We start from the raw sequence: 23,987 nt of genomic DNA on the forward strand, positions 1-23,987 counted from the left end.
CGAGCGGTCTGCACAGCGGGGTTGTCTTCCCCATTAAGTAGAACAAACCGTTTATGCTCAAAAAAAACCTCTTCACGAAGGAAGAGTGTCTCAAAAATGTATCCATTGCTCTAAACAGAATAACATGCTTTACCTCCACATGCAATTGATATGCAAAGGTTCCAATTATCAGTTTACTGTCCCTTGCGCATGAATTCCAAGGCTTTCGGAAACCATTCGGCAGCATCGTCGCTATAGCAGATCAAATGCTTGCCGTTCGCCGAGTGGTAAAGATGCTTTTCCCTAGAACCCAGGTGGTCGTAAATATGTTGGGCTGCGGACGGCGGGACGATGCCATCTTTTTCCCCTTGGACGATGAAAGCCGGCGCATCGATCAGGTGATAATAAGGTTCCACTGTTTTGACGACGCGCAAAAACTCGACAGTCGAACGGATCGGGGTATTGCGGAATTTGTATTCATATAAATGGTATAGCGCATTTTGGGTGATCCGTTTACTGATCAAATCGCGGAGCGCTCCACGCACTTCTGCCCGCATCTGCACCGGGCTGATGTATTTTACCGCGGCACTCAATAACACGAGCCGGTCGATTTTATAGCGCATCGACAAGTAAAGCGCAATCAAGCCGCCCATCGAGAAGCCGACGATGATGACGCGGTCGGCTTTCGCTTTCAAGCGTTTTAACGCCAGCTCCGCTTCCATCATCCACACTTCAGCACTTTGCGCGCCGAGTTTGAGCTTTTCGCCGTGCCCCGGCAATGTCGGAATCTCGATGATCCAATCCGTTTGTTCGTTCAAGTAATCGGCAAACGGCTCGACTTCGAACGGCCCCCCGGTGAACCCATGGATGCACAGGACGCCGGTTTTCATTGGCCAGTGAACGGTTCGATGACTTTTTCAAGCGCCATGCCACGCGAACCTTTGACGAGAACAGCCGTGTCTTTTTTGACGTTTTTCTTCAACAAGTCGATGATCGGGCCGTAATCGTCTTCGCTCCACAATAGTTTTCCTTCATAAGAAGCCGCCAGTTTGTCGTAAAGCCATTTCATGCGCGGGCCGTACAGGCAGACACCTTCAAGTTCAGGTCCGATCGAACTAGCCAGTTCTTCATGGAAGCGCTGCTCGTGTTCGCCGAGTTCAAGCATATCGCCGAGCACTGCCCATTTCGCATCTTTCATCGTCGTCTCGCGAATGAAGTTCAGTGCCGCTTTCACGGAAGTCGGTGCCGCATTGTACGCATCGTTGATGAACACCGCACCGTTCTCCGCAGGCACCAGCTGCATGCGCATATCGGTCAGCGCTGCATTCTTCAACGAGCGGCGGATTTCTTCTTCAGTCAATCCGGCTTCAAGGGCGATCAAGATCGCAGGCAAGGTGTTTTTCACTTGGTGTTCGCCTAGCACGGGGATGGAGAACTTCGCGTCGATGATGCCGTTGACCAAAAAGCTGCTGCCGTCTTCGGTCGCCTGGATGTCGGTCACGCTCAATTCATTATCCGGGCCAAAGCCGAACGATACCGCTTGGGTGAAATCTTCGACAAACGGCAATAAGAGTGGCTCATCGCCGTCATAGAAAAGTTTGCCGTGCTGTTCGAGCCCTGCGACGATTTCGAATTTCGCCTCGGCGATGCCTTCTCTCGATCCGAGGTCCTGCATATGCGCTTCGCCGATATTGGTGATGACCGCATAATCAGGGCGTGCCAGCTCCGACAGGAATTGAATCTGCCCGAAACCGCTCATGCCCATTTCAAGGACAGCGTATTTGGTATCCTCATCCAAAGACAAGATCGTCAGCGGCAGCCCCAGTTCGTTATTGAAATTGCCTTGTGTTTTCTGGACTTTGTAATACGGCTTCAAGACGCTTGCGACCAGATCCTTCGTCGAGGTCTTGCCGTTTGACCCTGTGATGCCAATGACAGTCGCCTTGAGTTCATTGCGGTAAGCACGCGCCATTTCCTGCAGCGCCTTTTCGCAATCATCGACGATCAATAAGGGCAAATCGGACGGCGGCTCCGGTTCATCGCGCTGCCATAACGCAGCGGCAGCACCCGCCTCGATCGCATAGCGGACGTATTTATGCCCATTGGCAGTTTCGCCGCGGAACGGAATGAACAAATCGCCCGGCTTCAGCGTCCGCGTATTGATCGACACGCCAGTCACTTCAATCCCTTTTAAATTCGTCTTGATATCCAGCCATTCGGCTATCTGTTCAATCGTTTTTTTCATAGGTTCTCCCCACTCAATCCATTTTGAATTGCAATAATTGTTTTTCTTCGTAACGTTCTACGGCAAGTGCGATAAGTTTCTCAATCAAATCGGGATATTCGAGGCCGGTATGCTGCCACAAGAGCGGGAACATGCTATACGGCGTAAAGCCCGGCAAGGTGTTGACTTCGTTGATGATGATCTCATGTGCATCCGTCACGAAAAAGTCTGCGCGCACTAGTCCTGCGCAATCAAGGATCTTGAATGCTTTTTTCGCCGACTCGACGAGTTCTGCATACACCGCTTCCGGCAGTTCCGCCGGGATGATCATCGCCGTGTTGCCGTCTTTGTATTTTGCCTGGTAATCATAGAACGCTTTCAACGGTTTGATTTCGCCTGCCACCGAGCATTCCGGCTCATCGTTGCCGAGTACGCCGACTTCGATTTCACGCCCGGCGACACCTTGTTCGATGACAATCTTCCGGTCGAATTTAAGTGCTTCCTCAACCGCGGCAATCAGTTCTTCGCGTGATTCGGCTTTGCTGATTCCGACACTTGAACCGAGATTTGCCGGCTTGACGAATACCGGCCATGTTAGCTGCTGCTCGACTTTGTCCAACCACAAATCCTGGCCGTTTTTCCAGTCGCGGCGCAGGAAATAGACGTAAGGCGTCTGATGCAGGCCGGCTTGTTCGAACAATTGCTTCATGACCACTTTGTCCATGCCGGCGGATGAAGCAAGAACGCCATTGCCGACGTACGGCAAGTTCATCACTTCGAGCAACCCTTGCACCGTGCCGTCTTCCCCGTTCGGCCCGTGGAGCAGCGGGATGATGACATCCAGTGCTGGCTCTTGATTATTTGGAAGGAAACTGGAAATGTCATTTTTGCGTTCCCCTTCCCCTGCCAATTGAAGTTCTTCTATAGAAGAAACAGGCCCAGTTAAAGGAGTGCCTTTTCGCCATTCGCCTTCTTGCGTAATGTAGATCGGGTAAACTTCGTATTTATCAAAATCAAGCGCTTTAGAGAATGCGCTCGCTGTGGTCAACGATACTTCGTGTTCAGCGGATTTCCCGCCGTATAAAAGCCCAATTCGTTTTTTCATTAGTGCCCCTCATTTCGTTTTGCATATTGCTTAGTTTATCACGAACGTTGTCAGCCGAAAAATCTTTTTGTCAGCAGCTGTAAAATCGCACTGAATTAAGTTAGGTTGTAGAATTAGATAGCGTAAAAGAAAGTAGTTAAATCGCTCCAGGCGGACGCTTTCGGGACCACAGGATGTGGGTCATGCAGCTGGTGCGACAGGACGTCGCGCTTCCAGCTGCCAGGGCATGGACTCAGCCTCTTTTTTCGCTAATGGTTCACTTTAAAACTCAGCTATTCCCTCAGCTGCTCTCACATTTGCGAGCAAATGCGTCGCAAATGAACAAGCTCAAGTACCTTTCGCTTATTCATTAGTCGCCGCCTTCCACTCTTTCATCTGATCTATTTGAATAGGCATGTCACGAATCCTTTTAACTTTGGCAAATAAAAATGATACCCGCGTCTTACCAGGTATCATTTCCAGCCTTTTTGTTTTCGGTCGTAGACAATCCGTCCCGATAGCGGTTTGCGGATCGTTTCGCCGAGATCTTCCCAGAACTCGTCCATAAAATCGATCTCGCCGACGGTCCGGACGTGGAGTTCAATCGTATTTTTCGTTTTTTCAGGGTCAGCCAAAGACAGCAGCACCCCTTCGCCCATGTCCATGCGCAGCTTATGGAATTGCTCTTTCGGCAACTCCGGAATCAAGTCCTTCATCCGGCGGCGGAAAAAATGCTGGCCGTTCGTTTCTTTGCGGATGATTTGCGTGAAATGATTGGCAATCAATGCGCCGAGTTTTTCCATGCGCCGGAAATAGATTTTCGTCCATTCCTTTTCTTCGCCCGCCAAATACACATAGTCGTTTTGCAGCGTCGTGAAGAAGGGGCTTTTCACCGGTTCTTTTTTATGCCCCAAATAGAGAAGTTCCGCCTGCTCCTGGGCCGTCAGTGAATTCAATTGCTTTTCACTGCGGAAATCCACCCAACAGAATTCACTTTTCCGGTTGGAGCGGGCCCTTTTCAATTGGCTGTATTCTTCCCTTGTCGCGAAGTCCAGGTGGGTGTGCATATTAAAAGAAGCTTCCTCGTACGGATGCTTCAAAAGCAATAAATTCTCCGGCATGTCGACCGCTTCGAGAAAATGCCCGAAGCCAAAACCGCTGAAAAGCGCCATTCTGTCCGCTTCGCTTACATAGATATATAAATGCTGTATGTAAAAATCCGCCTTCAACGGTTTTTTCTCCATGTGCCCCACTCCATTTCCTCTTTCATTATACGGCTTGGGCGCCGGTTAGGAAACATTCCTGTTTTCAAATCGTCATTACTTTTTGCATGCGCACAAGTTTGGCATATGCTGTATAATGATGGGCGTTAAAGATTAAGAAAAGTATGGGTGAATTGATATGCAAACTAACAAGAGTTTTTCCGATCGTTTCGATTGGTCGCTCACCTTTATATTGTTCCTGTTTTTCATCGTCAGCTTGGTCGCGATCTCCTCCGCCCAGACTTCGGGGCAGTACTTGACCAATTTCGTCCCGCGCCAGGCGCTGTTCTACATTGTCTCGGCGGGGATGATTGCCGTATTGATGTACTTCGATACCGACCAATACAAAAAAATGGCGTATTATTTGTACGGAGCAGGCATTTTGCTCTTGCTCGCCTTGATGATCGCACCGGACGGGCAAGGCCAGATCGCACAGCCGATCAATGGCGCGAAAGCCTGGTTCCACACGCCATTCGTCAATATCCAGCCAGCCGAGTTCATGAAAACCTTCTATATTTTAGCGCTCGCTAAAATGATTTCTTCGCATCATGAACATCATTTGCTGAGCACCATCAAAACCGATTTATTATTGCTCGGTAAGATTGTGGCGATGCTCGCTGTACCGCTCGGCTTTATTTTGCTGCAGCCCGACCTTGGAACGGCGCTCGTGTTCATTGCCATCACATTGGCCATCGTGGTCGTCTCCGGTGTCTCCTGGAAAATCATCGTGCCAAGCTTCGGTGGCGTGGCGCTCGTCGGCGTCACTTTATTGTGGATGACGCTCAATATGCAGGAACTGCTCGGGCGCTTCGGTTTGAAGCCGTATATGTTCGAGCGCATCTACACATGGCTTGACCCTTACTCTTATGCGGAATCGGGCGGCTATAACCTGATCGCCGCCCTGAATGCGATCGGTTCCGGAGAAGTGTTCGGAAAAGGCTATCAAGGCCGCCAAGTATATGTGCCGGAAAACCATACCGATTTCATCTTCACCGTCATTTCGGAAGATTTCGGGTTTATTGGGGCAAGTGCTGTCATCATTTTATTCTTCATGCTCATTTACCATTTGACGAAAATCACGCTTCAATTCAAGGATACCTTCAGCACTTACGTGTGCGCAGGGATCATCGCGATGATTACATTCCACGTCTTCCAGAATATCGGCATGACGATCCAATTGCTGCCGATCACCGGGATTCCATTGCCATTCATCAGCTACGGGGGCAGCTCCTTGATCGGCAATATGCTCGCGCTCGGCGTCGTCTTCAGCATGCGCTTCCATCACAAGAACTATATGTTCGACCGCTCAAACCAAAATTCATAAGTTAAATAAAAAACTCCGGCGCATCGGGCGTCGGAGTTTTCTTATGAAGAATGCGATGAGGCTTGCGGCGGTTGGGGCAATGACAGGGTTTTGCTCAACTCTACACGGGATTTTGTTATCTTCGCTTGGACGCCAAGTTTTGCAAGGTTCGATACAATGTTGCGGATCTCTCCATTTTTAATCATCCATGATCACCTCTTTAAGAGTAGTTGTTGCTATTTGGACGTGTGCAGATCTCGCTGATGTGGCTGTTCCGCTCGAAATAGTTGACTTTTCTTTATCTATGTATATAATACCATCATTTCAGGGTTTCAAACGTATCAATTTGATGACAAATGCAAAGCTTGAGTTAATCTCTTGAATCTTATACCCCCTTAAGGTATACTCGGGGTGTAATCGAAACCATTTATTTGTTGATTGGCTCAAGCCGGCGATTGATTCACTAACCGAAAAATTGGAGGGGTTTTTTATGAATGATGCGATCGAAGAAATGCCAGCCCCCGACGCCTGCAGAAAAAGCCACCACCCCCCTTCGGTCAAACGGGATTTGACGAACCGGCTGAACCGCATCGAAGGCCAAGTGCGTGGCATCAAGGGCATGGTGGACCGGGATGTCTATTGCGATGACATTATCACCCAGTTGGCAGCTACCCAGTCTGCATTGAACAGCGTCACAAAAGTGCTGCTCGACGGCCATTTGAAAGGCTGTGTAAAAGACCGCCTGGCTTCAGGCGACGAGGAGATTCTGGACGAACTGCTCGTCACTTTCCAAAAGCTGATGAGGAAATAACAATATAGAGGAAGCGATTTGCTTACCTTATAACAAGGAGGAATTTTTCATGAAAGAACAAGTTCACCTGCAAGTAAGCGGCATGAGCTGCCAACATTGCGTTAAATCCGTAGAAGACAGCGTCGGCGCATTGTCCGGCGTCGAAAAAGTCCATGTGTCACTCGAGCAAGGCGCAGTGGATGTGACGTATGACAGCGCGAATGTCGATGTCGCTCAAATCGCTTCTGCTATTGAAGATCAAGGCTATGATGTAGCGGCATTAAGCGAATAACTGCGGAAACGCAGTTATTTTTTTCAAAACTATATACCCCTATAAGGTATGGAGGTGGGTAATACATGGCTACTAAGCAAACGGAACTGCCGATTACCGGCATGACCTGTGCCGCGTGTGCGAACCGGGTCGAAAAAGGCTTGCAAAAGCTCCCTGGCGTCTCATCCGCGACAGTCAATTTCGCAACCGAAAAAGCATCGGTCAGTTTCGATGACGAACAATCCAATCTGGCTGATTTGCATCAAAAAGTCGAACAGCTCGGCTATGGCATCCAGCAAGAAGAAGTCGATTTCTCGATTCAGGGCATGACGTGCGCAAACTGTTCGGCACGGATCGAAAAAGCGCTGAATCGAATGGACGGCGTTGAACATGCGACGATCAACTTGACAACAGAAAGCGGCCACGTTGTTTACAGCCCCGGCACCTTGACGCCTGAAGCGTTTGTCCAAAAAATCCAATCACTCGGCTATGACGCCGTGCTCGAGCAGGACCAGCAGGAAGCGACCGATTACAAGGAACAGGAAATCAAGAAAAAGACCCGGCTGTTCTGGATATCTGCCGCTTTCTCATTGCCCCTCCTCTGGACGATGTTCAGCCATTTCACGTTCACGTCCTGGATGTACGTCCCGGAATTCCTGATGAACCCGTTCGTGCAATGGGCGCTCGCGACGCCGGTGCAGTTCTGGATTGGTGCTACTTTCTATAAAGGCGCCTATTTCGCATTGAAAAACAAAAGCGCCAATATGGATGTATTGGTTGCGCTCGGTACATCGGCCGCCTATTTCTACAGCGTCTATCTCGTCCTCGCAAACTGGGGGATGGGCCATAGCATGGGCTTGTATTTTGAAACGAGTGCCGTCTTGATCACTTTGATCGTCCTCGGGAAAGTATTTGAAGCCCGTGCAAAAGGCCGCTCGTCCGATGCCATCAAGAAACTGATGAAGCTGCAGCCGCAGCATGCGCTCGTCGAACGCGGCGGGGAATTCGTCAGCGCGCCGATCGAAGACGTCAAAGAAGGCGATGTCCTGCTGATCAAACCGGGCGCTTCCATCCCTGTCGATGCGGCCGTCATCTCCGGAAGTTCGGCGGTCGATGAATCGATGCTGACAGGCGAAAGCTTGCCGGTCGATAAAGCGGAAGGCGACGCAGTGTACGCTGCAACCGTCAACGCCAACGGTTCACTGAGAGTGCGCGCCGATAAAATCGGCAAAGACACGGTACTGTCGAACATCATCCGCGTTGTCGAGCAGGCGCAAGGATCGAAAGCACCGATCCAGCGTCTGGCTGACCAGATCTCGGGCATTTTCGTTCCGATTGTTGTCGGAATCGCGATCGTGACCTTCCTCGTCTGGTACTTCCTGGCCGCGCCCGGAGATTTTGCGGCGGCGCTGACCAGTACGGTTGCCGTTCTCGTCATCGCCTGCCCTTGTGCGCTTGGGCTTGCAACTCCGACCTCGATCATGGCCGGTTCCGGACGCTCCGCTGAACAAGGCGTGTTGTTCAAGACGGCAGAATCCCTGGAAACAACAAAACATATCGACACAATCGTGCTCGATAAGACCGGCACGATCACCAACGGCAAGCCGGTCGTCACCGACTTCATCCCGGCTCCGGATATCGATGCGGATCATCTCAAACGGCTCGTTGCCAGCGCGGAAAGCGAATCTGAGCACCCCGTCGCGCAAGCAATCGCAGACTTCGGCGCCGCTGAACTTGCAGTCACTGGATTCGAAGCAGTTCCTGGACACGGCATCAAAGCCCAAGTCGACGGCCAGGACGTTTGGGTCGGCAATCGGCGTTTGCTCGCTGGCTTGACAGTCGATGAACAAGCGGCCGAACAATTGGAGCAAGACGGCAAGACCGCGATGTTCATTGCCATCGACGGGAAATACGCCGGCCTGATTGCTGTTGCAGATACGATCAAGGATTCCGCAAAAGCTGCCGTCGAAGAAATGAAACGCATGGGGCTGCTAGTCGTCATGCTGACCGGCGACCAGCAGCGCACCGCCGATGCCATCGCCAGACAAGTCGGCATCGATGAAGTCGTAGCCGGCGTCCTGCCGGCAGAAAAAGCGGGCCACGTCGCGAAACTGCAAGAACAAGGGCGCAGAGTCGCGATGGCAGGCGACGGCTTGAACGACGCGCCGGCGCTTGCGACTGCCGATATCGGCATGGCGATGGGCACCGGTACTGCGATTGCCATGGAAGCGGCCGACATCACCTTGATGCAAGGCGATTTGATGCGCGTCGCGGATGCCGTCCGCATGAGCCGCCTGACTGTCCGCAACATCAAGCAGAACCTGTTCTGGGCGCTCGCTTACAATTCAGTCGGCATCCCGATCGCCGCTGCCGGGTTCCTCGCCCCTTGGCTAGCAGGTGCAGCGATGGCGTTCAGTTCCGTTTCCGTCGTCATGAACGCATTGCGCTTGCAGCGCGTGAAATTGAATAAATGAACGACTTCAAAAGCTCCCGCTTGCCTGATGGCAAGCGGGAGCTTTTTTCGTTGGCCGACTTTTTTCGGCTGCCGTTGTTCTGAGTGGCAAACAAGAGTAAAATGAAACCACCAGTCTTTGCAGAAAGCAGGAATTCCTTTATGAAGAAAACCATTTTATTGCTCATGTCCGTCCAATTTTTTGTCTACCTCGGCTTTGGCTTGATCATCCCGATACTCCCTGAAGTGATTGTCCAGCAAGGGTATGGGGACATCCATGTCGGAGGATTAATTACGATATACGCCCTGTCGTCCTTTTTCACTGCGCCGTTATGGGGCAAATTATCCGACCGCACCGGCCGCAAAAAATTGATCCTGGCCGGGCTTGCCGGATTCGCGCTCAGCTTCTTCCTATTCTCGCTGTTTCTCGATAATCTTGCATTATTGTACATGTCGCGCATCATCGGGGGCTTGTTCTCGGGCGCGCTTTATACAGCCGTTACGGGATATGTCGCGGACATTACGACGGATGAAGAGCGCAATAAATACATGGGCCTTCTCGGCATGTCCATCGGGCTTGGCTTTATTTTCGGCCCGGCGATCGGCGGCTTGCTCGGCGCGGTGTCCTTGTCCTTGCCCTTCACCGCTTCCGCCATCCTTGTACTGTTATTGATGGTCTATGCAAGCATCGTCTTGAAAGAACCGGTCCGCCGGGGCGAAGCAGTCAAGCGCAAACTGCTGCCAAAAGGCGCCAGCACGCTTTGGCAATACCGCATCCGCTATTTATTCCTGTTTTCTTTCATGGTGACGTTTCTGCTCGCAGGCTTGGAGTCGACGTTCCAATTGTTCCAAATTGACCAAATCCAGATCACCCCGCTCCAGCTCGGCTATTTGTTCATGGCCTCAGGCTTTGTGGATGCCGCGATCCAAGGCGGCGTGGTGCGGCGCGTGAAAAACGGGACCGAGACGCAGTGGATCATCGGCGCACAGATCGTCACCGCTCTAGGCTTGATGCTGTTGCCGTTTACGACGAGCTTGGTGTTTGCAGGTGTCGCACTCAGCATCTTTACTGCGGGCAACGCCCTCGCGCGCACTGTGCTCGTCTCGCTCACTTCCAAAGAAGCGGGCGGCAAGTACGGGACCGCGGCCGGCATGACTTATTCGATGGACAATCTCGGGCGCATTATCGGCCCATTGTCTTTCACATGGCTTTTGACAATGCAATCGGGTGCCATCTATTATCTTTCGGGTGCACTCGCCATATTTAGTATTGTATTGATTGTCCTGTTCAAAGCTTCAAAAAAATCATTGCGCTATACAGAATCACAAGCTGGCGAAACCCCAGCTTAAAAAATCCCCGGACAGCCAAGCTGTCCGGGGATTTTTCTATAGATACAATAAAGCGATCCAGACGATGTGCAGCGACAAAATACCGGCATATACCAAATTGGCTGCCAGAAGAAAATAACGCCAGACCCGGGATTCGAGCCGCACGAGCGGGGTGAAGAGGAACGCGGCAAGGCAAGCGGATAACAATAGTTTGAGCATGAAAATCGCAAGCGGCGGCAAGCCACTGAGCAAGGGATTTGCCTCTTCAATCGCCCCTGCAATTAATCCCCAATAAGTCAAAAAACCATCCGTTAAATTCAACACAGCCAATGTCCAGATCGGTTTCTTTAACGGCATTCTCAGTTGCTCGGACATGTCACGCACCTCTCCTCTCTGTAAATTAATTTATTTATGGATAAAAAAGGCATTCAATCAGCTCGGCTGATTGAATGCCTGAAAATGCTTAATATGGCGTCCCTCCATTTATGTGGAGCACTTGTCCTGTAACGTACGATGAGTCATCTGAAGCCAGATACACATATCCTGGAGCCAGTTCATCGGGCTGCCCTGGCCGTCCGAGCGGCGTGCCGCTTCCGAAACCTTCGACTTCTTCCGCCGGGAAGGAAGCCGGAATGAGCGGCGTCCAGATCGGGCCGGGTGCGACGCCGTTAACCCGGATGCCTTCTTTTGCGAGCGATCCGGACAATGCGCGGGTGAATGCCAGAATCGCGCCTTTTGTAGAAGAATAATCAATTAAGCTGGGCTCGCCGCGGAAAGCGGTGATCGATGTGGTATTGATGATCGATGCGCCGGGCTTCAAATGGTTCAGTGCCGCTTTTGTCAGATGGAACATGCTGAAGACATTGGTGCGGAACGTTTTTTCCAGCTGCTCTGCCGTGATGTCCTTAAGCGATTCCTGGACATGCTGCTCTGCGGCATTGTTGACGAGCACATCGAGTTTCCCGAACTCCTCGATTACTTGCGAAATGACTTGTTTGCAAAATGCCTCATCGCCGATGTCTCCGTCAACAAGCAAGCATTTGCGCCCCTCTTTTTCGACGAGCTGCTTTGTTTCCTTGGCATCTTCGTGTTCATCCAAATAGGAAATCGCCACGTCCGCCCCTTCTTTTGCAAAAGCGACGGCGATGGCGCGCCCGATTCCGCTGTCGCCTCCGGTGATGAGCGCGGCCTTTCCAGGCAAGCGCTGCGAAGCCCCCGCCAGATTGCCCAGGAAATCCGGGCGCGGTTCCATTTCGTTCTCAAATCCAGGCTGGCGCTCCTGATGCTGCGCCGGCACTTTTTCCACTTTGTCTTTCATCGTGCACCTCCACCTTTCTCGAGTATTGCGTCTCCTCCGCTTTTCCCTTTCTACGTTCTCCTAAAACATGGAATTGTCCGGACTCAAGAAAACAGCCGCCCACTAGAGAGTAGGCGGCTGTTTTGATTCAGGACAACACTTTACTAAGCGGCTTTTCCGCGAGTTCCGGATAAGCTTCGCGGATGATTGCCGGGCGCATGCTGTAAGCCGTCAAGATCAACAGGCAAAGGCTGCAAGCCCATAACACGTATTGAGCCGGCACTAAGTCATAAAGCAAGCCGAACAGCAAATAACCGAGCGGCATCATGGCCATCGCCATCGATTCCAAGATCCCGAAGACGCGGCCGCGGTATTCTTCGTCGACGTCTTTTTGCATCATGACCCCGATCGGCGTATTGACGAAAACATTCGAGATGCCAAACGCCAGCATCAAGACGAGCAAATAGATGACATTGCCCCAATAAGACAAACCCGCAACGAGTGGCAGCGAGACCGCCGCAAGCAACAACGACATGGCGATAATGGCGCGCTTGGAAAATTGCAGAGGGAATTTGACTTCCTTGCGCACCGAGAAATAAATCGACGCCAGCAGCATGCCGAGCGCGATCATCGCTTCAATGAAGCCGAAATGCGTCGCCTGCACTTTCAATTGCTGGACGGCGATGAACGGCAAGCCGATCATCAAAGCGGAGAAGAAGAAATTCAATCCGATAGCCGTTGTGACGATGACGGTGATGACACGGTTTCTCCGCAAATAGGAAGCGCCTTCTTTCATGCCCTGCCAGACGCCTTGCTTGTCTTCCGCAGCCTCTGCTTCACTGCGTCTCGTATAAAGCCGGAAGTTCATCGTCGCTTCGAGTGCCGCGGCAAGTGCATAGGCGATTACTTGGATCAGCAGGAAGACGTTCATCGACACGAAGCCGAACAGCATTCCGCCGATGACCGGCCCTCCTATTGTCGCGATGGCGAGTGCCGACTGGTTATAGCTCATCGCCTTTTGAATGCGGTCCGGGTCGATCAAATTGGCAATGGAAGAGGAAAAGGCGACGCTTGTGAACATGGAACTGACGGAAATCAACGCGGTCGCTGCATAAATCGCTGGAAGCGACAAACCGTTCGACAAACTATAGAGCAATAACCCCCCCACCGACAACACACTCGCCGCCTGCGACAAGAGCACGACCGCTTTTTTCGGATAATTGTCCGCGACATAACCGGCAAACGGGGCTAGCAAAGTCCGCGGCAAGATGCTGCAGATCAAATTGACGGCGAAACTGGCGGCGGAACCGGTCAAAGCCAGGACATAGAGGCTGATGCCGAATGCGTATACCGAACTGCCGAATGTGGAAATCAGTTTGCTGATGGTGAAGGTGTACAGATGGTACGTAGCCTGTTTGATTTTACCCGCTTCGTTCATGTTGTTCGCTCCCTTTTCAATAAGTTTAATTTAATTAAACAAAATATAGCATGCTTTTATTCGCATTACAAGAAAAAGTTTAATATAATTAAACTAATTTTAAATCAATCTTTCATCTCGGACAGGCAAAGAGCTTTTCCTTCGTTTACAATAAAGGAAACAACGGCACGGCCGCTGCGGCTTGTGCCGCCGATAAAAGATAAACATCAGAAAAAGCAGGTGAGTTAATGGCAACTTTGGGGGAACGGATTAAACGGCTACGAAAACAGCAAGGCCTGACTTTGCAGGCGCTTGCCGGAGATGAACTGTCGAAGGGCATGCTCAGTCTGATCGAGAACAACAAAGCGAATCCATCGATGGAGAGCCTTTCCTATATCGCGGAGCGGCTTGGGATCGAGCGCAATGAATTGCTCCAGGAGATGCCCACAGCAGAGCTTCGGTCGCTGCTTGATGAAATCGAAGAAAAGCGCCGGAACGTCTCCGGAACCGGCGATGAAATGATAGCGGGCTATGAAGAAATTGCAGAACGCATCCATCCATATGTCGAAAAGCTTCCATTCCGCTATGAATCGGCGCGGCTGCTCGAGATCTACAGCCGCTGCTGCTACCACACGAAACGCTATGATTGGAAACCCGCCTTCGACCGTGCGGAAGCCATTTACGAACAATTGCATTTGATTAATTCCATCGCTGACCTTCACATGTTCCGCGCGCTGATGAAATTCACCGAACACCATTACGCAGAAGCCTTATCCACATTGCAGGAATCTCGCAAATTAATCGAAGAGCAAACGGGCAGCCTCGATCCGTTGAAGAAACTGGATTTCGATTATTACGAGTCCATCCTGTATTCCGCGACTGGCGATAAGGAAAATGCCCGCCGGATGATGGAAGAAGCCATCTCCTATTCCAGGAAACAGCAGATTTTCTACCAGATCAATGCGCTATACAGGTTAGCGGGCTTCGAAGCGCTTCTTGCTGGTGATTTGGAGCGCAAAGATTATTATGTGGGCAAGCTTAAACTTTTCGCGGAGTTTTCAGAGGATCCGGAAATTGAGGCCTATGCCACGGCCATCGAAATCCATTACTTGAATTCGTTCACTCATGAGCACGAAAAAGCAGACCGGCTGCTCGAAGAAACACGCAGCCTGCTGGATGAAGAAGATTTTTACTTCCTGGAAAAAGGCAAGGCGCTTTTCGGCATGGGCCGGAATGAGGAAGCGCTCGCCTGCTTCAAGCAGCATCGCATGAATAGTTTCATCCACCACCCGTATGATTTATCGATGCACTATGAGAAAGAAGCGTATATGGCACTCATCTACGAACAGATGGGAGATCACGAACACGCAAAAATCTATGCACAACAAGCAAAAGAACTGATTGAGCCGATGCCGGACCTTCCGTATAAACAGTTCATCTTGGAGACATACCGGAAAATTTTTGGCAAGGCAGACTGATCATCAAGGCCCACATAAAACGGCAGGAAAGATAAGCTCGAACTACGTGAGAGCTTATCTTTGCGATGCAATGCTCTGCATTACATCGCAAAAGCATTCACAAACAAACGCTTCTTCAAATACTGAGACAAGTCTTTGATTCTTGAATGCAGAAAAGGCAGGAGACCCGGGTCTCCTGCCTTTTCTTATTTAATTTCTTCGAAAGCTTCCTCAATTGGATACAAGCTGATATCGAGGTCCGTTGTTTCGCCCGTGGCAAGTTTCGCGAGCTGCATGCCGAGATACGGCCCTGCCGTGAGGCCCGATGCGCCGAGCGCGTTGGCCGCGAACAGCTGCGCTTGCCCCGGCACTTGCCCGATGAACGGCAAGGCGCTCAGTGTTGCCGGCCGGAAACCTGTCGCGGCTCCTGTGAATTCAGCTGCGGCAAGCCCTGGTGCAACGTCTAAAGTTTTCTCCAGTATATGAAAAATGCCGCCGGCGGTCAGTTTGTCGTCGAAACCGGTATTGTTCTCATGGGTCGCACCTGCGACGATGCGCCCGTCTTCAAACGGCACGATGTACTGCCCGAACGGCACCATCGCGACCGGCCAGTCGCCTGTGCCGGTGTCGGCGGATTGCAAATGCAAAATCTGCGCTTTTTGCGGGACGACTTTCAACTGAAGCCCGAGCGGTTTGAACAGTTCCGCCGCCCACGCACCGCCGGCAGAGAGGATCCGGTCTGCATTCAAGCGCTCGCCGTTCACTTCCACGCCTGTCGCCTGCCCTGCTTCAACCAGCAGCTGGGCGTCGCCTTGGATGAACCTTGTCCCTAAGCTCTTGGCGGAGCGGATCAGCGCATCACGAATCGCCCCGCCGTCGACGCGCGCTGCCCCGCTGACATACAAAGAGCCGTAACGGTCGCCCGCATACGGAAACCTGGCTTTCGTTTGTTCAGGTGTCAGCCGTTCGAGTTCGCCCATCTCGGGAGATCCCGCTTGGCGTTCGCGCGCTTTTTGTTCCATCTTGTCGAGTTTCGAGTCTTCGTGGATGCTGACGATGCCCACTTGTTTATAGCCGGTCTCTTTCTCGCCAAGTGCTTCGAGTTCCTTGATGAGCACGGGGTAATAAGCGGCGCCGTTTGAAGCGAGACGGTACCAGGCCTGATTGCGCCTTTGGGAGATCCATGGGCAGACGATGCCTGCTGCCGCGCCTGTCGCCTGCCCGCGATCCGCCCGGTCAATCAATGTGACGCTGTTCCCTGCTTTTGCTGCGCAATACGCTGCGCTGGCTCCGACAATGCCAGAGCCGATGATGATGATCGATTTCATGTTCTGCACCTTGCTTCCTTGACAATCTTCTTTCCATTCTAACGAATCGCGGCAAGAGACTCAAATTGTGCCGGGCTGGATTGGAAATCTTCATTTTGGGTAAAGCAATTATATGAAGAAAATTCAACGGACGAATTTTAAGGAGGAATCAATGTTTATGGAACGCAGCACTGAAACTGAGGCAATCATGCCGATGACATCGATCCGCAGTGGCTCGGGCATCGAAATCGCTCCGGATACGTATTGCTACACGACGAAAATCTCCAATGTCTTCTTGATCGGGAACCCTTCCATCAGCCCGCGCTGGGTATTGGTAGACGCCGGCATGCCCCACTCTGCCGAAAAAATTCTGAAAGAAGCGGAAAACCGCTTCGGCCCAGATCAGCAATTGCAGTCGATTTTGCTGACGCATGGCCACTTCGACCATGTCGGCGCACTCATCGACATCCTGGAAAAGCACCCGGTCCCTGTTTATGCGCATCCCCAGGAATTCCCTTACTTGACCGGCAAGGAAGATTACCCAGAGCCCGACTCCGGCGTAGAAGGCGGAATGGTGGCGAAAATGTCCAAAACTTTCCCTGTCAAGGCGATCGACATTTCCGAGCAATTGGTGGAGCTCCCGGCAGACGGCAGCATTCCAGACCTTCCGAATTGGCGCTGGCTCCATACGCCTGGCCATACAAAAGGCCATGTGTCGTTCTTTAAGGATGTTGGCCGCGTATTGATCGCAGGGGACGCCTTCGTCACGGTCAAGCAGGATTCACTGTATAAAGTGATGCGCCAGAAAAAAGAAGTGCATGGCCCGCCGGTCTATTTAACGACCGATTGGCGTGCCGCATGGGAATCGGTCTCAAAACTCACGGACCTGAAGCCTTCCATCGCTGCCACAGGACACGGCAAGCCGATGAAAGGCGCGAAATTGGCAAAAGGCTTGGTGGAACTCGCAGATCATTTCCCGGATGTCGCTGTGCCGTCATACGGCAAATTCGTCCATACCAAGTGAAAAGGCGAAAGAACGCTTTCAAAAGCGTTCTTTTTTAATGCACAGAAAAGTTTTGGAACTTTTCAGAAATCCTGTTTAGCATTCCCTATATATGGGTATATATAATATGCACTCCCGCCTTTTTGGGGGGAGGAACTAACGAACGGAGATGAACGACAATGACCAAACAAGTGCTTTTTGTATCAGACCATGGCGACCCTTTGGCAAAGCTCGGCGGAAAACAAGCAGGCGGCCAAAACAATTACGTCAAGCAACTGGCACTCGCTCTTGAAAACAGAGGGTGGCAGGTGGATGTCGTGACCCATTGGTGCGATGAAAATGCCCCACAAATCGAACATTTCGGCGAACGCTGCCGTGTGATCCGTGTAGAAGCGGGCTTTAAAGGATTTGTGTCAAAAAACGAAATGTATTCCATGCTCCCGGCATTTTATGAAGAAATGAAACGGCTGTTGCCACTATCGAATTATGATATCGTTCATACCCACTACTGGCTTTCGGGATTGATCGGCAAAAAGCTCAAAGAAGAATTCGGGCTGCCTTATATCCATACATCCCACTCGCTCGGATGGGCAAAAGAAGAAGCGACCGGCACGCATGATGCCCGGCGGGAAAAAGCGGAAGAAACCGTACTTGCCCACAGTGACCATATTTTGGCGACGACAAACACCGAAAAGCAAGTGATCAAAGAGAACGTTTCTGCCGCTTCTCCCATTTCAGTAATCCCCATCGGAGTCGACGAAGCGTTCCGCGTCCGCGGCAGCCGACACCATATCCGGAAAAAATTCGGCTACCAGGATCCCCTCTTTGTTTTTGCAGGCCGCTTGGAAGCAACAAAAGGCATCTTCACCTTATTGAAAGCCTTCAAGCTTCTTACAGAAAAAAGCGGCAGCCGCTACACGCCTGAATTGGTGATTGCCGGCGGTGAACCGGATGCCATCGATACGGAAACAGGCTTGCCGAAAGACCCCGAGCTGCGAAAAGCGGTCAGCGGCATTGAACAGCACGTCCGCTTTGTCGGCCCGAAAAACCAAGAACAATTGGCCCTGCTGTTCAACTCAGCAACGGCCACTATCGTCCCAAGTTTCTACGAATCATTCGGCATGGTCGCGGCCGAAGCTCAAGCTTGCGGCAGCCCGGTCATCGCCTCGAAAGTCGGCGGTTTGAAAAATGTGGTTGAAGACGGCGTCAGCGGCTTGCTTGTCGAATCGCAGAACGAGATCGACCTGGCAATTGCCATGGAAGTGCTGTCCGTCAACTCGCTATTGGTGGAACGCCTTAGCCGCCAAGCGGTGCGCATCGCCCGCAAAGATTTCAATTGGGTGAGCATTTCAAAAAAAATAAATACATTGTATGAGGTGATTATCCGTGAACGGAGCAACACACTTGCTGGCGACCGACCTGGACGGAACCTTAGTCGGCGATAGAGCCGGCCTTCAGGAACTGTTGGACTTTTACGAAGAACAACCTTATGAAGTCGGCTTGATCTATATCACCGGCCGCCACCTCGCTTCCGCCCGTCAGTTGATTGCGGATGAGGGGCTTCCGATTCCACAAGCGCTCGTCACCGATGTCGGAACCGAAATCTATGTAGGACCCGATTTCCAGAAAGATGAAAATTGGGAATCCCGCTTGATGGACGATTGGGCGCCCGAACAAATCGAAGCGCTAGCGAAAACAATCGACGGCCTGGCTCCACAAGATTTGCCTGTAACAAGCCGGCGCTCCTACCATGTCACGGATGGACACGCGGTCGAACAATTCCGTAATCTGCTCGAAGCGGAAAACGTGCCCCATAAGCTGATTTTCAGCGGCGGCAAGGATTTGGATATCCTGCCTCCGAATAGCGGAAAAGGCCAGGCGCTTCGCTACTTATTGGAACGCCACAGCATTTTTGACGCCAAACTGCTGGTCGCGGGTGACTCCGGAAACGACTTGGAAATGCTGACGCTCGGTTTCCCTTCGGTCATCGTCGGAAACGCCCAGCCCGAACTCAAAACCCACGAAGAGCATCCGCTCATTTTCCGCGCGAATCGCCATTGCGCCGGCGGAATTTACGAAGCGTGGAACCATTTTCATGCAGACTGAACCCTTTGGAGAACGTGTTTCTTCCAAAGGGTTTTCTCGTGGCGCTATGGGTAATCATTTGTTTTTTCAGCCATATCGTTTATATTTAGAAGGAAGACATTTTACGAATCAAGTGGGCGACGCCCATACATAAGCACGCTTAAATTCTACATAAAGGAGGACTGAAGATGAGCAAAGTCGCCAACCTGCAAAAAGAATCACTCGCGATGCTGAAACAAACGAGCCGGACCTTTTTCATTCCGATCAGCTTTTTGGATCCTGTCCTGAAGAAAACCGTCGGCTCCGCCTATTTGTGCATGCGCGCAATCGATGAAATCGAGGATCATCCCGAGCTTCCGGCTGAAGTGAAAGCGTCTCTTCTGCGCTCCATCCAACATATGCTCGAAACGGATATTAACGAAACGGAATACGCGGCACTTGTCGCCCCTTACGCGGACGATTTGCCATCCGTGACGATGCGGCTTCCGGACTGGGTCGAAGTGTGCCCGCCTGAAATCCGCGGGAAAGTACTCGAATCGACGGCCATCATGGCTGGAGGCATGGCCAAATGGGTCGAAAAGGACTGGGTCATCCATACGCGTGAAGACCTGGACGATTACACCTATTACGTCGCCGGGCTCGTCGGCGTCATGCTTTCCGACCTTTGGAGATGGCATGACGGCACCGAAACCGACACAGAACTCGCCATCGGTTTTGGCCGCGGTTTGCAAGCCGTCAACATGCTGCGCAATTACGATGAAGATTACGAACGCGGCGTCACCTTCGTCCCGGACGGCTGGACGCGCGACGATATGTTCAGCTATGCACGTGAAAACCTGTCGCAAGCCGACCAATACGTAAAATCCATCAAAAACAAACGCATTCTCATGTTCTGCAAAGTGCCGCTCGCACTGGCCCACAGCACCTTAAAAGCGCTCAAGTCCGGCAAGGAAAAGATGAGCCGCCAGGAAGTTGAAGGCATTGTCGAACAATTGAAAGAAGAAGAACGCCTCAGCTAAATCAAACTGCACTCTCATCCGCAGAGTGCAGTTTTTTAATGTCACAACACGACTATCCAGTTAATTACACAAAATTTTATTCATAGTAAATATCATCCAGCCGACTCTTCCTTTCTTTCAGTTACACAACTAGTCTATACTAGAGGCAACAAGCAATTACCTAAAAAGGAGAATGGCCATGACCGTCACCATTATCAGTGTGTTGACTGCTGCAATCTTCATCTTGAATATTTTCCTGGCAGCGGCGCTGGTGTTTTTGGAACGCCGGGACGCTTCCTCCACTTGGGCATGGCTGTTGGTCCTGTTCTTCATTCCAATAGCCGGCTTCTTCATCTACTTATTACTCGGCCGCAAACTTCGCAAGAAAAAGCTTTTCAAATGGGAGGAAGGCCGTAAGCGGATCGGGATCGAAAGCTTGATTGCCCATCAAATGAATGAAATTCACGATGGCACTTTCCCTTTTCAAGATGTCAGCACGAAGGATTACAGCAACTTGATTTACTTGCATTTGCGCAATAACGGCGCTTTATTGACCCAGAACAACCACGTGGAAATTTTCAACGATGGCCGCGAAAAATTCGATGCCCTGATCCGCGATATCGAACAAGCGCAGCACCATATCCACATCCAGTACTACATCTTCCGGCTGGACCAGCTCGGCAACCGCATCATGGATGCTTTGCTCGCCAAGGCGAAAGAAGGCGTCAAAGTACGATTGCTTTATGACGACATGGGCTCCCGCAGTTTGAGCAAGCGCCATTTCAAGGAATTCTCGGCAGCTGGCGGCGAAGTGGAAACCTTCTTCCCATCTATCATGCCAATTATCAACCCGCGGCTGAATTACCGAAACCACCGCAAAATCGTCGTCATTGACGGAAAGGTTGGCTATCTCGGCGGCTTTAACGTCGGGGAGGAATACCTCGGGCTTAACCGCCGCTTCGGCTATTGGCGCGATACGCATCTCCGTCTGGAAGGCAATGCCCTGTACCCGCTCCAAACGCGGTTTATCCTTGATTGGAACCAAGCTTCTGCGCGGCGTGATATCGTATACGATGAAGCGTATTTCCCTTCACAGCCCGAAGATGGCTCGACTTCGATGCAGATCGTCTCCAGCGGCCCGGACGAGGATTGGGAACAGATTAAAGACGGTTATTTAAAGCTGATCCATTTGGCGCGTGAATACATTTACATCCAGACGCCGTATTTCATCCCGGATGCGAGCTTCTATGACGCCTTACGCATTGCGGCGTTGTCCGGAATCGATGTGCGCATCATGATCCCGAACAAGCCGGACCACCCGTTCGTCTATTGGGCGACGTATTCTTATGCCGGCCAGATGTTGCGGGCGGGGGCTCGTGTGTTCATTTACGATAACGGCTTTCTGCATACGAAAATGATCGTCATTGACGACGAAGCGTCGACGGTGGGGACAGCGAATATCGATGTCCGCAGCTTCAAGTTGAATTTCGAAGTGAATGCATTCATTTATGATGAGAAGGTGTCGATGGAATTGGCCGACCTGTTCAGGCAGGATACGGAATTATCGTCGGAGCTGACTTATGAGATGTACATGGCTAGAACCCGCATGATCAAATCGAAGGAATCCATCGCCCGCCTGCTGGCACCGATTCTTTAATCAAACCCGTAAACGCCCTTTCCATATGGAAGGGCGTTTTTTCGTTTGGTGAAATGTATATACTAGTGATTTTTGCACGACCAATGATAGAAAAGGTATATGAGAGAGATTACGCTTCAAGGGGACGCTTTCCGGAGGGCTAAACCCTTGTGCTCCCACATCTGCATGCAGATGCGTCGCAAATGAATGGACTCGGTTCACCTCGCTCATTCATTCATTGAGCCGCTTCGATCGCTGCGCGCTCAGTTTTATGGGCCCCAGTTTCTCTGGGTTCAAGCATCGCAGAAGAGCCGTTGCTCCCACATCTGCATGCAAATGCGTCGCGAATGAATGGACTCGGCTTCCGCTCGCCATCCATTCGCCCCTTTCCGCTTCATCTCTATTTTTAGAGAGGAAATGAAATTCCTCACACACTGAAGTAAGCGCGGAAAGCTTTAACCATCTTCGTAAACTCAAATTGAACAACACGTGGAATTTCTCTGCAATTATCAAGTCCAGCTAGGCTTTCCCACCAACCGATGAAAACAATTAACAGTGACACGTCTTCGCACTCAATATCCAATGAAATCTAAAAGCCGCCCCGCGCACACGGGCGAGCCGAAGCCATAAGACAAGTGCCCTTCTTGGCTTGTGGCGGGAGGCATGCCCAAAGCGGGAGGCGGCTACTTAGAGATGCGCGCCTCAACGAACGTTTCACCTCACTATCAAGTGTAACTAAGCGTCCCCGCCAGTGGATGAAATTAACTGACCGTGAAACGTCTTCACACGCAATATCCAATGAAATCTAAAAGCCGAACCGCGCACACGGGCGAGCCGGAGCAATAAGACAAGTGCCCTTCTTGGCTTGTTGCGGGAGGCCAGCCCAAAGCGGGAGGCGGCTACTTAGAGATGCGCGCCTTAACGAACGATTCATCTCACCATCAAGTCCAGCTAAGCGTCGCCAAGAGCTGATGAAACCAACTAACAGCGACACGTGTTCGCACGCAATATCCAATGAAATCTTAAAGCCGAACCGCGCACATGGGCGAGCCGAAGCCATGAGACAAGCCTTCTTCTTGGCTCATGGCGGAAGGCCAGCCCCAAGCGGGAGGCGGCTACTTAGAGATGCGCGCCTTAACGAACGATTCATCTCACCATCAAGTCCAGCTAAGCGTCGCCAAGAGCTGATGAAACCAACTAACAGCGACACTTCCTGACAAGTAATATCAAATAAAAAACCGGCCGTTCCCCCTTTTCAGGAAAACGGCCGGTTCTGTTATTCGTTTGCTATTTATATTCCGAGATATTCTTCCAAGGTGATGTTCTGGTTGTAAATTGCGGTGGCTGCTTCTTTTCCAACGTAGCGGAAATGCCAGGATTCGTGCATGTAACCGGTGATCTGTTCTTTTCCTTGTGGGTAGCGCAGGATGAATCCATAATTATGGGCGTTTTCTTTCACCCATTGGCCCCCTGCCGTGTCGCCGAAGGATGAAGAGGCCCAGTGCTGTTCCTGGCCGGCTTCGCCGATATCAAAAGCAAGACCGGTCTGGTGTTCGGAGAAGCCAGGCCGTGCGCTGTAGCGGTCGGCTGCTTCCTGGCCGTCTTTCGCGACATAGCCTTCGTACAATTGTTTTTGACGGTCAAATCCGCGGTATGTGCTAAAAGCAACCAATTGCAGGCCGTCTTCAGCAGCTGCCTGTGCCATGGAGTCAAATGCCGCACGGGCTTCCGCGTTTTCTCCCGGTGCATACGTTTCCGGCAGCGGGTGCTGTTTATTCGCCAGCAGGATGCCGTTCACGATAGTAGGTTCTGATGGCAATTGATCGATGTCCGGATAGACGGTCGCATCTTTTGGTGCCGGTGCAGGCGTTTCTTCTTTCGGCTGCTCTTCCGGTTGTGTTTCAGGCTGTTCTGTTTCTTCTGTCGATGCTTGTTCTTCTTTCACTGCCGATTCCTCCTCTGCCGGAGCTTGTTGCTCGGTTTCTGCCGGTTGTTCGATAAAGGCCTGTGCCAATGCTTTCATGCTTTCTTCTGTATCCCAATTATGCATCGAGAGCCAAACTGCGGCAATTGCTGCCCAGATTGCTGTCATT

21 protein-coding genes are annotated in these 23,987 nt (G+C 51.4%); 11 read left to right on the forward strand and 10 right to left on the reverse strand.

Annotated elements, in window-relative coordinates; all coding sequences use genetic code 11:
* Positions 1-173: 173 nt before the first annotated feature.
* The 4 genes from AB9R92_RS01785 to AB9R92_RS01800 form a co-directional block, all read right to left on the reverse strand.
* Positions 174-869 carry an alpha/beta hydrolase gene (locus AB9R92_RS01785; RefSeq protein WP_370667821.1) on the reverse strand — a complete coding sequence of 232 codons (696 nt, stop codon included), beginning with the start codon at positions 867-869 and terminating at the stop codon, positions 174-176.
* Positions 866-2,224, reverse strand: coding sequence for a UDP-N-acetylmuramoyl-tripeptide--D-alanyl-D-alanine ligase (locus AB9R92_RS01790; RefSeq protein ID WP_370667822.1), 1,359 nt, complete (start codon positions 2,222-2,224; stop codon positions 866-868). The genes AB9R92_RS01785 and AB9R92_RS01790 overlap by 4 nt, the downstream gene beginning before the upstream one ends.
* Positions 2,225-2,237: 13 nt before the next feature.
* Entirely contained in the window at positions 2,238-3,308 is a 1,071-nt protein-coding gene (locus AB9R92_RS01795) for a D-alanine--D-alanine ligase (RefSeq protein WP_370667823.1), read from the reverse strand.
* Positions 3,309-3,760: 452 nt separating this feature from the next.
* Positions 3,761-4,531, reverse strand: a complete 771-nt coding sequence (locus AB9R92_RS01800; protein WP_370667824.1) for a hypothetical protein — start codon at positions 4,529-4,531, stop codon at positions 3,761-3,763.
* A gap of 157 nt (positions 4,532-4,688) precedes the next feature.
* On the opposite strand from AB9R92_RS01800, the gene AB9R92_RS01805 reads away from it, so the two are divergent.
* The gene (locus tag AB9R92_RS01805; RefSeq protein ID WP_370667825.1) at positions 4,689-5,873 is read left to right on the forward strand and encodes an FtsW/RodA/SpoVE family cell cycle protein; all 1,185 of its coding nucleotides are present in this window, start codon (positions 4,689-4,691) and stop codon (positions 5,871-5,873) included.
* Positions 5,874-5,914: 41 nt separating this feature from the next.
* Here AB9R92_RS01805 and AB9R92_RS01810 read toward each other — a convergent pair whose 3' ends face one another.
* A complete protein-coding gene (locus tag AB9R92_RS01810; RefSeq protein ID WP_180958518.1) occupies positions 5,915-6,058 on the reverse strand; it encodes an Lmo0850 family protein in 144 nt (47 codons plus the stop codon).
* A gap of 284 nt (positions 6,059-6,342) precedes the next feature.
* Here AB9R92_RS01810 and AB9R92_RS01815 point away from each other — a divergent pair, with 284 nt between their 5' ends.
* The 4 genes from AB9R92_RS01815 (at position 6,343) to AB9R92_RS01830 (ending at position 10,715) form a co-directional block, all read left to right on the forward strand.
* On the forward strand, positions 6,343-6,663 hold the full coding sequence (locus AB9R92_RS01815) for a metal-sensitive transcriptional regulator (protein ID WP_370667826.1): 321 nt from the start codon (positions 6,343-6,345) through the stop codon (positions 6,661-6,663).
* Between the two features lie 49 nt (positions 6,664-6,712).
* Complete coding sequence (gene copZ, locus AB9R92_RS01820; RefSeq protein WP_370667827.1) at positions 6,713-6,934, forward strand: copper chaperone CopZ; 222 nt, start codon at positions 6,713-6,715, stop codon at positions 6,932-6,934.
* Between the two features lie 65 nt (positions 6,935-6,999).
* Positions 7,000-9,387 (forward strand): heavy metal translocating P-type ATPase, encoded by a 2,388-nt coding sequence (locus tag AB9R92_RS01825; protein WP_370667828.1) that lies wholly within the window; start codon positions 7,000-7,002, stop codon positions 9,385-9,387.
* Between the two features lie 140 nt (positions 9,388-9,527).
* Complete coding sequence (locus tag AB9R92_RS01830) at positions 9,528-10,715, forward strand: MFS transporter (protein ID WP_370667829.1); 1,188 nt, start codon at positions 9,528-9,530, stop codon at positions 10,713-10,715.
* A gap of 36 nt (positions 10,716-10,751) precedes the next feature.
* On the opposite strand, the gene AB9R92_RS01835 is transcribed toward AB9R92_RS01830, so the two are convergent.
* The 3 genes from AB9R92_RS01835 to AB9R92_RS01845 all read right to left on the reverse strand — a co-directional run bounded on the left by AB9R92_RS01835 (position 10,752) and on the right by AB9R92_RS01845 (position 13,429).
* The gene (locus AB9R92_RS01835; RefSeq protein ID WP_370667830.1) at positions 10,752-11,069 is read right to left on the reverse strand and encodes a DUF5658 family protein; all 318 of its coding nucleotides are present in this window, start codon (positions 11,067-11,069) and stop codon (positions 10,752-10,754) included.
* Between the two features lie 88 nt (positions 11,070-11,157).
* Positions 11,158-12,012 (reverse strand): SDR family oxidoreductase, encoded by an 855-nt coding sequence (locus tag AB9R92_RS01840; RefSeq protein ID WP_370667831.1) that lies wholly within the window; start codon positions 12,010-12,012, stop codon positions 11,158-11,160.
* Between the two features lie 127 nt (positions 12,013-12,139).
* A complete protein-coding gene (locus AB9R92_RS01845) occupies positions 12,140-13,429 on the reverse strand; it encodes an MFS transporter (protein WP_370667832.1) in 1,290 nt (429 codons plus the stop codon).
* Between the two features lie 227 nt (positions 13,430-13,656).
* Here AB9R92_RS01845 and AB9R92_RS01850 point away from each other — a divergent pair, with 227 nt between their 5' ends.
* Positions 13,657-14,886 carry a helix-turn-helix domain-containing protein gene (locus AB9R92_RS01850; RefSeq protein ID WP_370667833.1) on the forward strand — a complete coding sequence of 410 codons (1,230 nt, stop codon included), beginning with the start codon at positions 13,657-13,659 and terminating at the stop codon, positions 14,884-14,886.
* Between the two features lie 185 nt (positions 14,887-15,071).
* Here the strand turns inward: AB9R92_RS01850 and AB9R92_RS01855 are convergent, their stop codons facing one another.
* Positions 15,072-16,193 (reverse strand): NAD(P)/FAD-dependent oxidoreductase, encoded by a 1,122-nt coding sequence (locus AB9R92_RS01855; RefSeq protein ID WP_370667882.1) that lies wholly within the window; start codon positions 16,191-16,193, stop codon positions 15,072-15,074.
* A 157-nt stretch (positions 16,194-16,350) separates the two neighbouring features.
* Between AB9R92_RS01855 and AB9R92_RS01860 the strand changes: the two genes are divergently transcribed.
* The 5 genes from AB9R92_RS01860 to cls all read left to right on the forward strand — a co-directional run bounded on the left by AB9R92_RS01860 (position 16,351) and on the right by cls (position 21,915).
* The gene (locus AB9R92_RS01860) at positions 16,351-17,196 is read left to right on the forward strand and encodes an MBL fold metallo-hydrolase (protein ID WP_370667834.1); all 846 of its coding nucleotides are present in this window, start codon (positions 16,351-16,353) and stop codon (positions 17,194-17,196) included.
* Positions 17,197-17,354: 158 nt separating this feature from the next.
* The gene (locus AB9R92_RS01865) at positions 17,355-18,620 is read left to right on the forward strand and encodes a glycosyltransferase (RefSeq protein WP_370667835.1); all 1,266 of its coding nucleotides are present in this window, start codon (positions 17,355-17,357) and stop codon (positions 18,618-18,620) included.
* Positions 18,562-19,281 carry an HAD-IIB family hydrolase gene (locus tag AB9R92_RS01870; protein WP_370667836.1) on the forward strand — a complete coding sequence of 240 codons (720 nt, stop codon included), beginning with the start codon at positions 18,562-18,564 and terminating at the stop codon, positions 19,279-19,281. The genes AB9R92_RS01865 and AB9R92_RS01870 overlap by 59 nt, the downstream gene beginning before the upstream one ends.
* Positions 19,282-19,448: 167 nt before the next feature.
* Positions 19,449-20,279 (forward strand): squalene/phytoene synthase family protein, encoded by an 831-nt coding sequence (locus AB9R92_RS01875; protein ID WP_370667837.1) that lies wholly within the window; start codon positions 19,449-19,451, stop codon positions 20,277-20,279.
* A 178-nt stretch (positions 20,280-20,457) separates the two neighbouring features.
* Positions 20,458-21,915: a cardiolipin synthase gene (gene cls, locus AB9R92_RS01880; protein WP_370667838.1), complete on the forward strand. Its 1,458-nt coding sequence runs from the start codon at positions 20,458-20,460 to the stop codon at positions 21,913-21,915.
* 1,270 nt (positions 21,916-23,185) lie between these two features.
* Here cls and AB9R92_RS01885 read toward each other — a convergent pair.
* A complete protein-coding gene (locus AB9R92_RS01885) occupies positions 23,186-23,986 on the reverse strand; it encodes a D-alanyl-D-alanine carboxypeptidase family protein (protein ID WP_370667840.1) in 801 nt (266 codons plus the stop codon).
* Position 23,987: the final 1 nt, after the last annotated feature.

The organism is Planococcus sp. SSTMD024 (assembly GCF_041320495.1).
Classification (GTDB): Bacteria; Bacillota; Bacilli; order Bacillales_A; family Planococcaceae; genus Planococcus.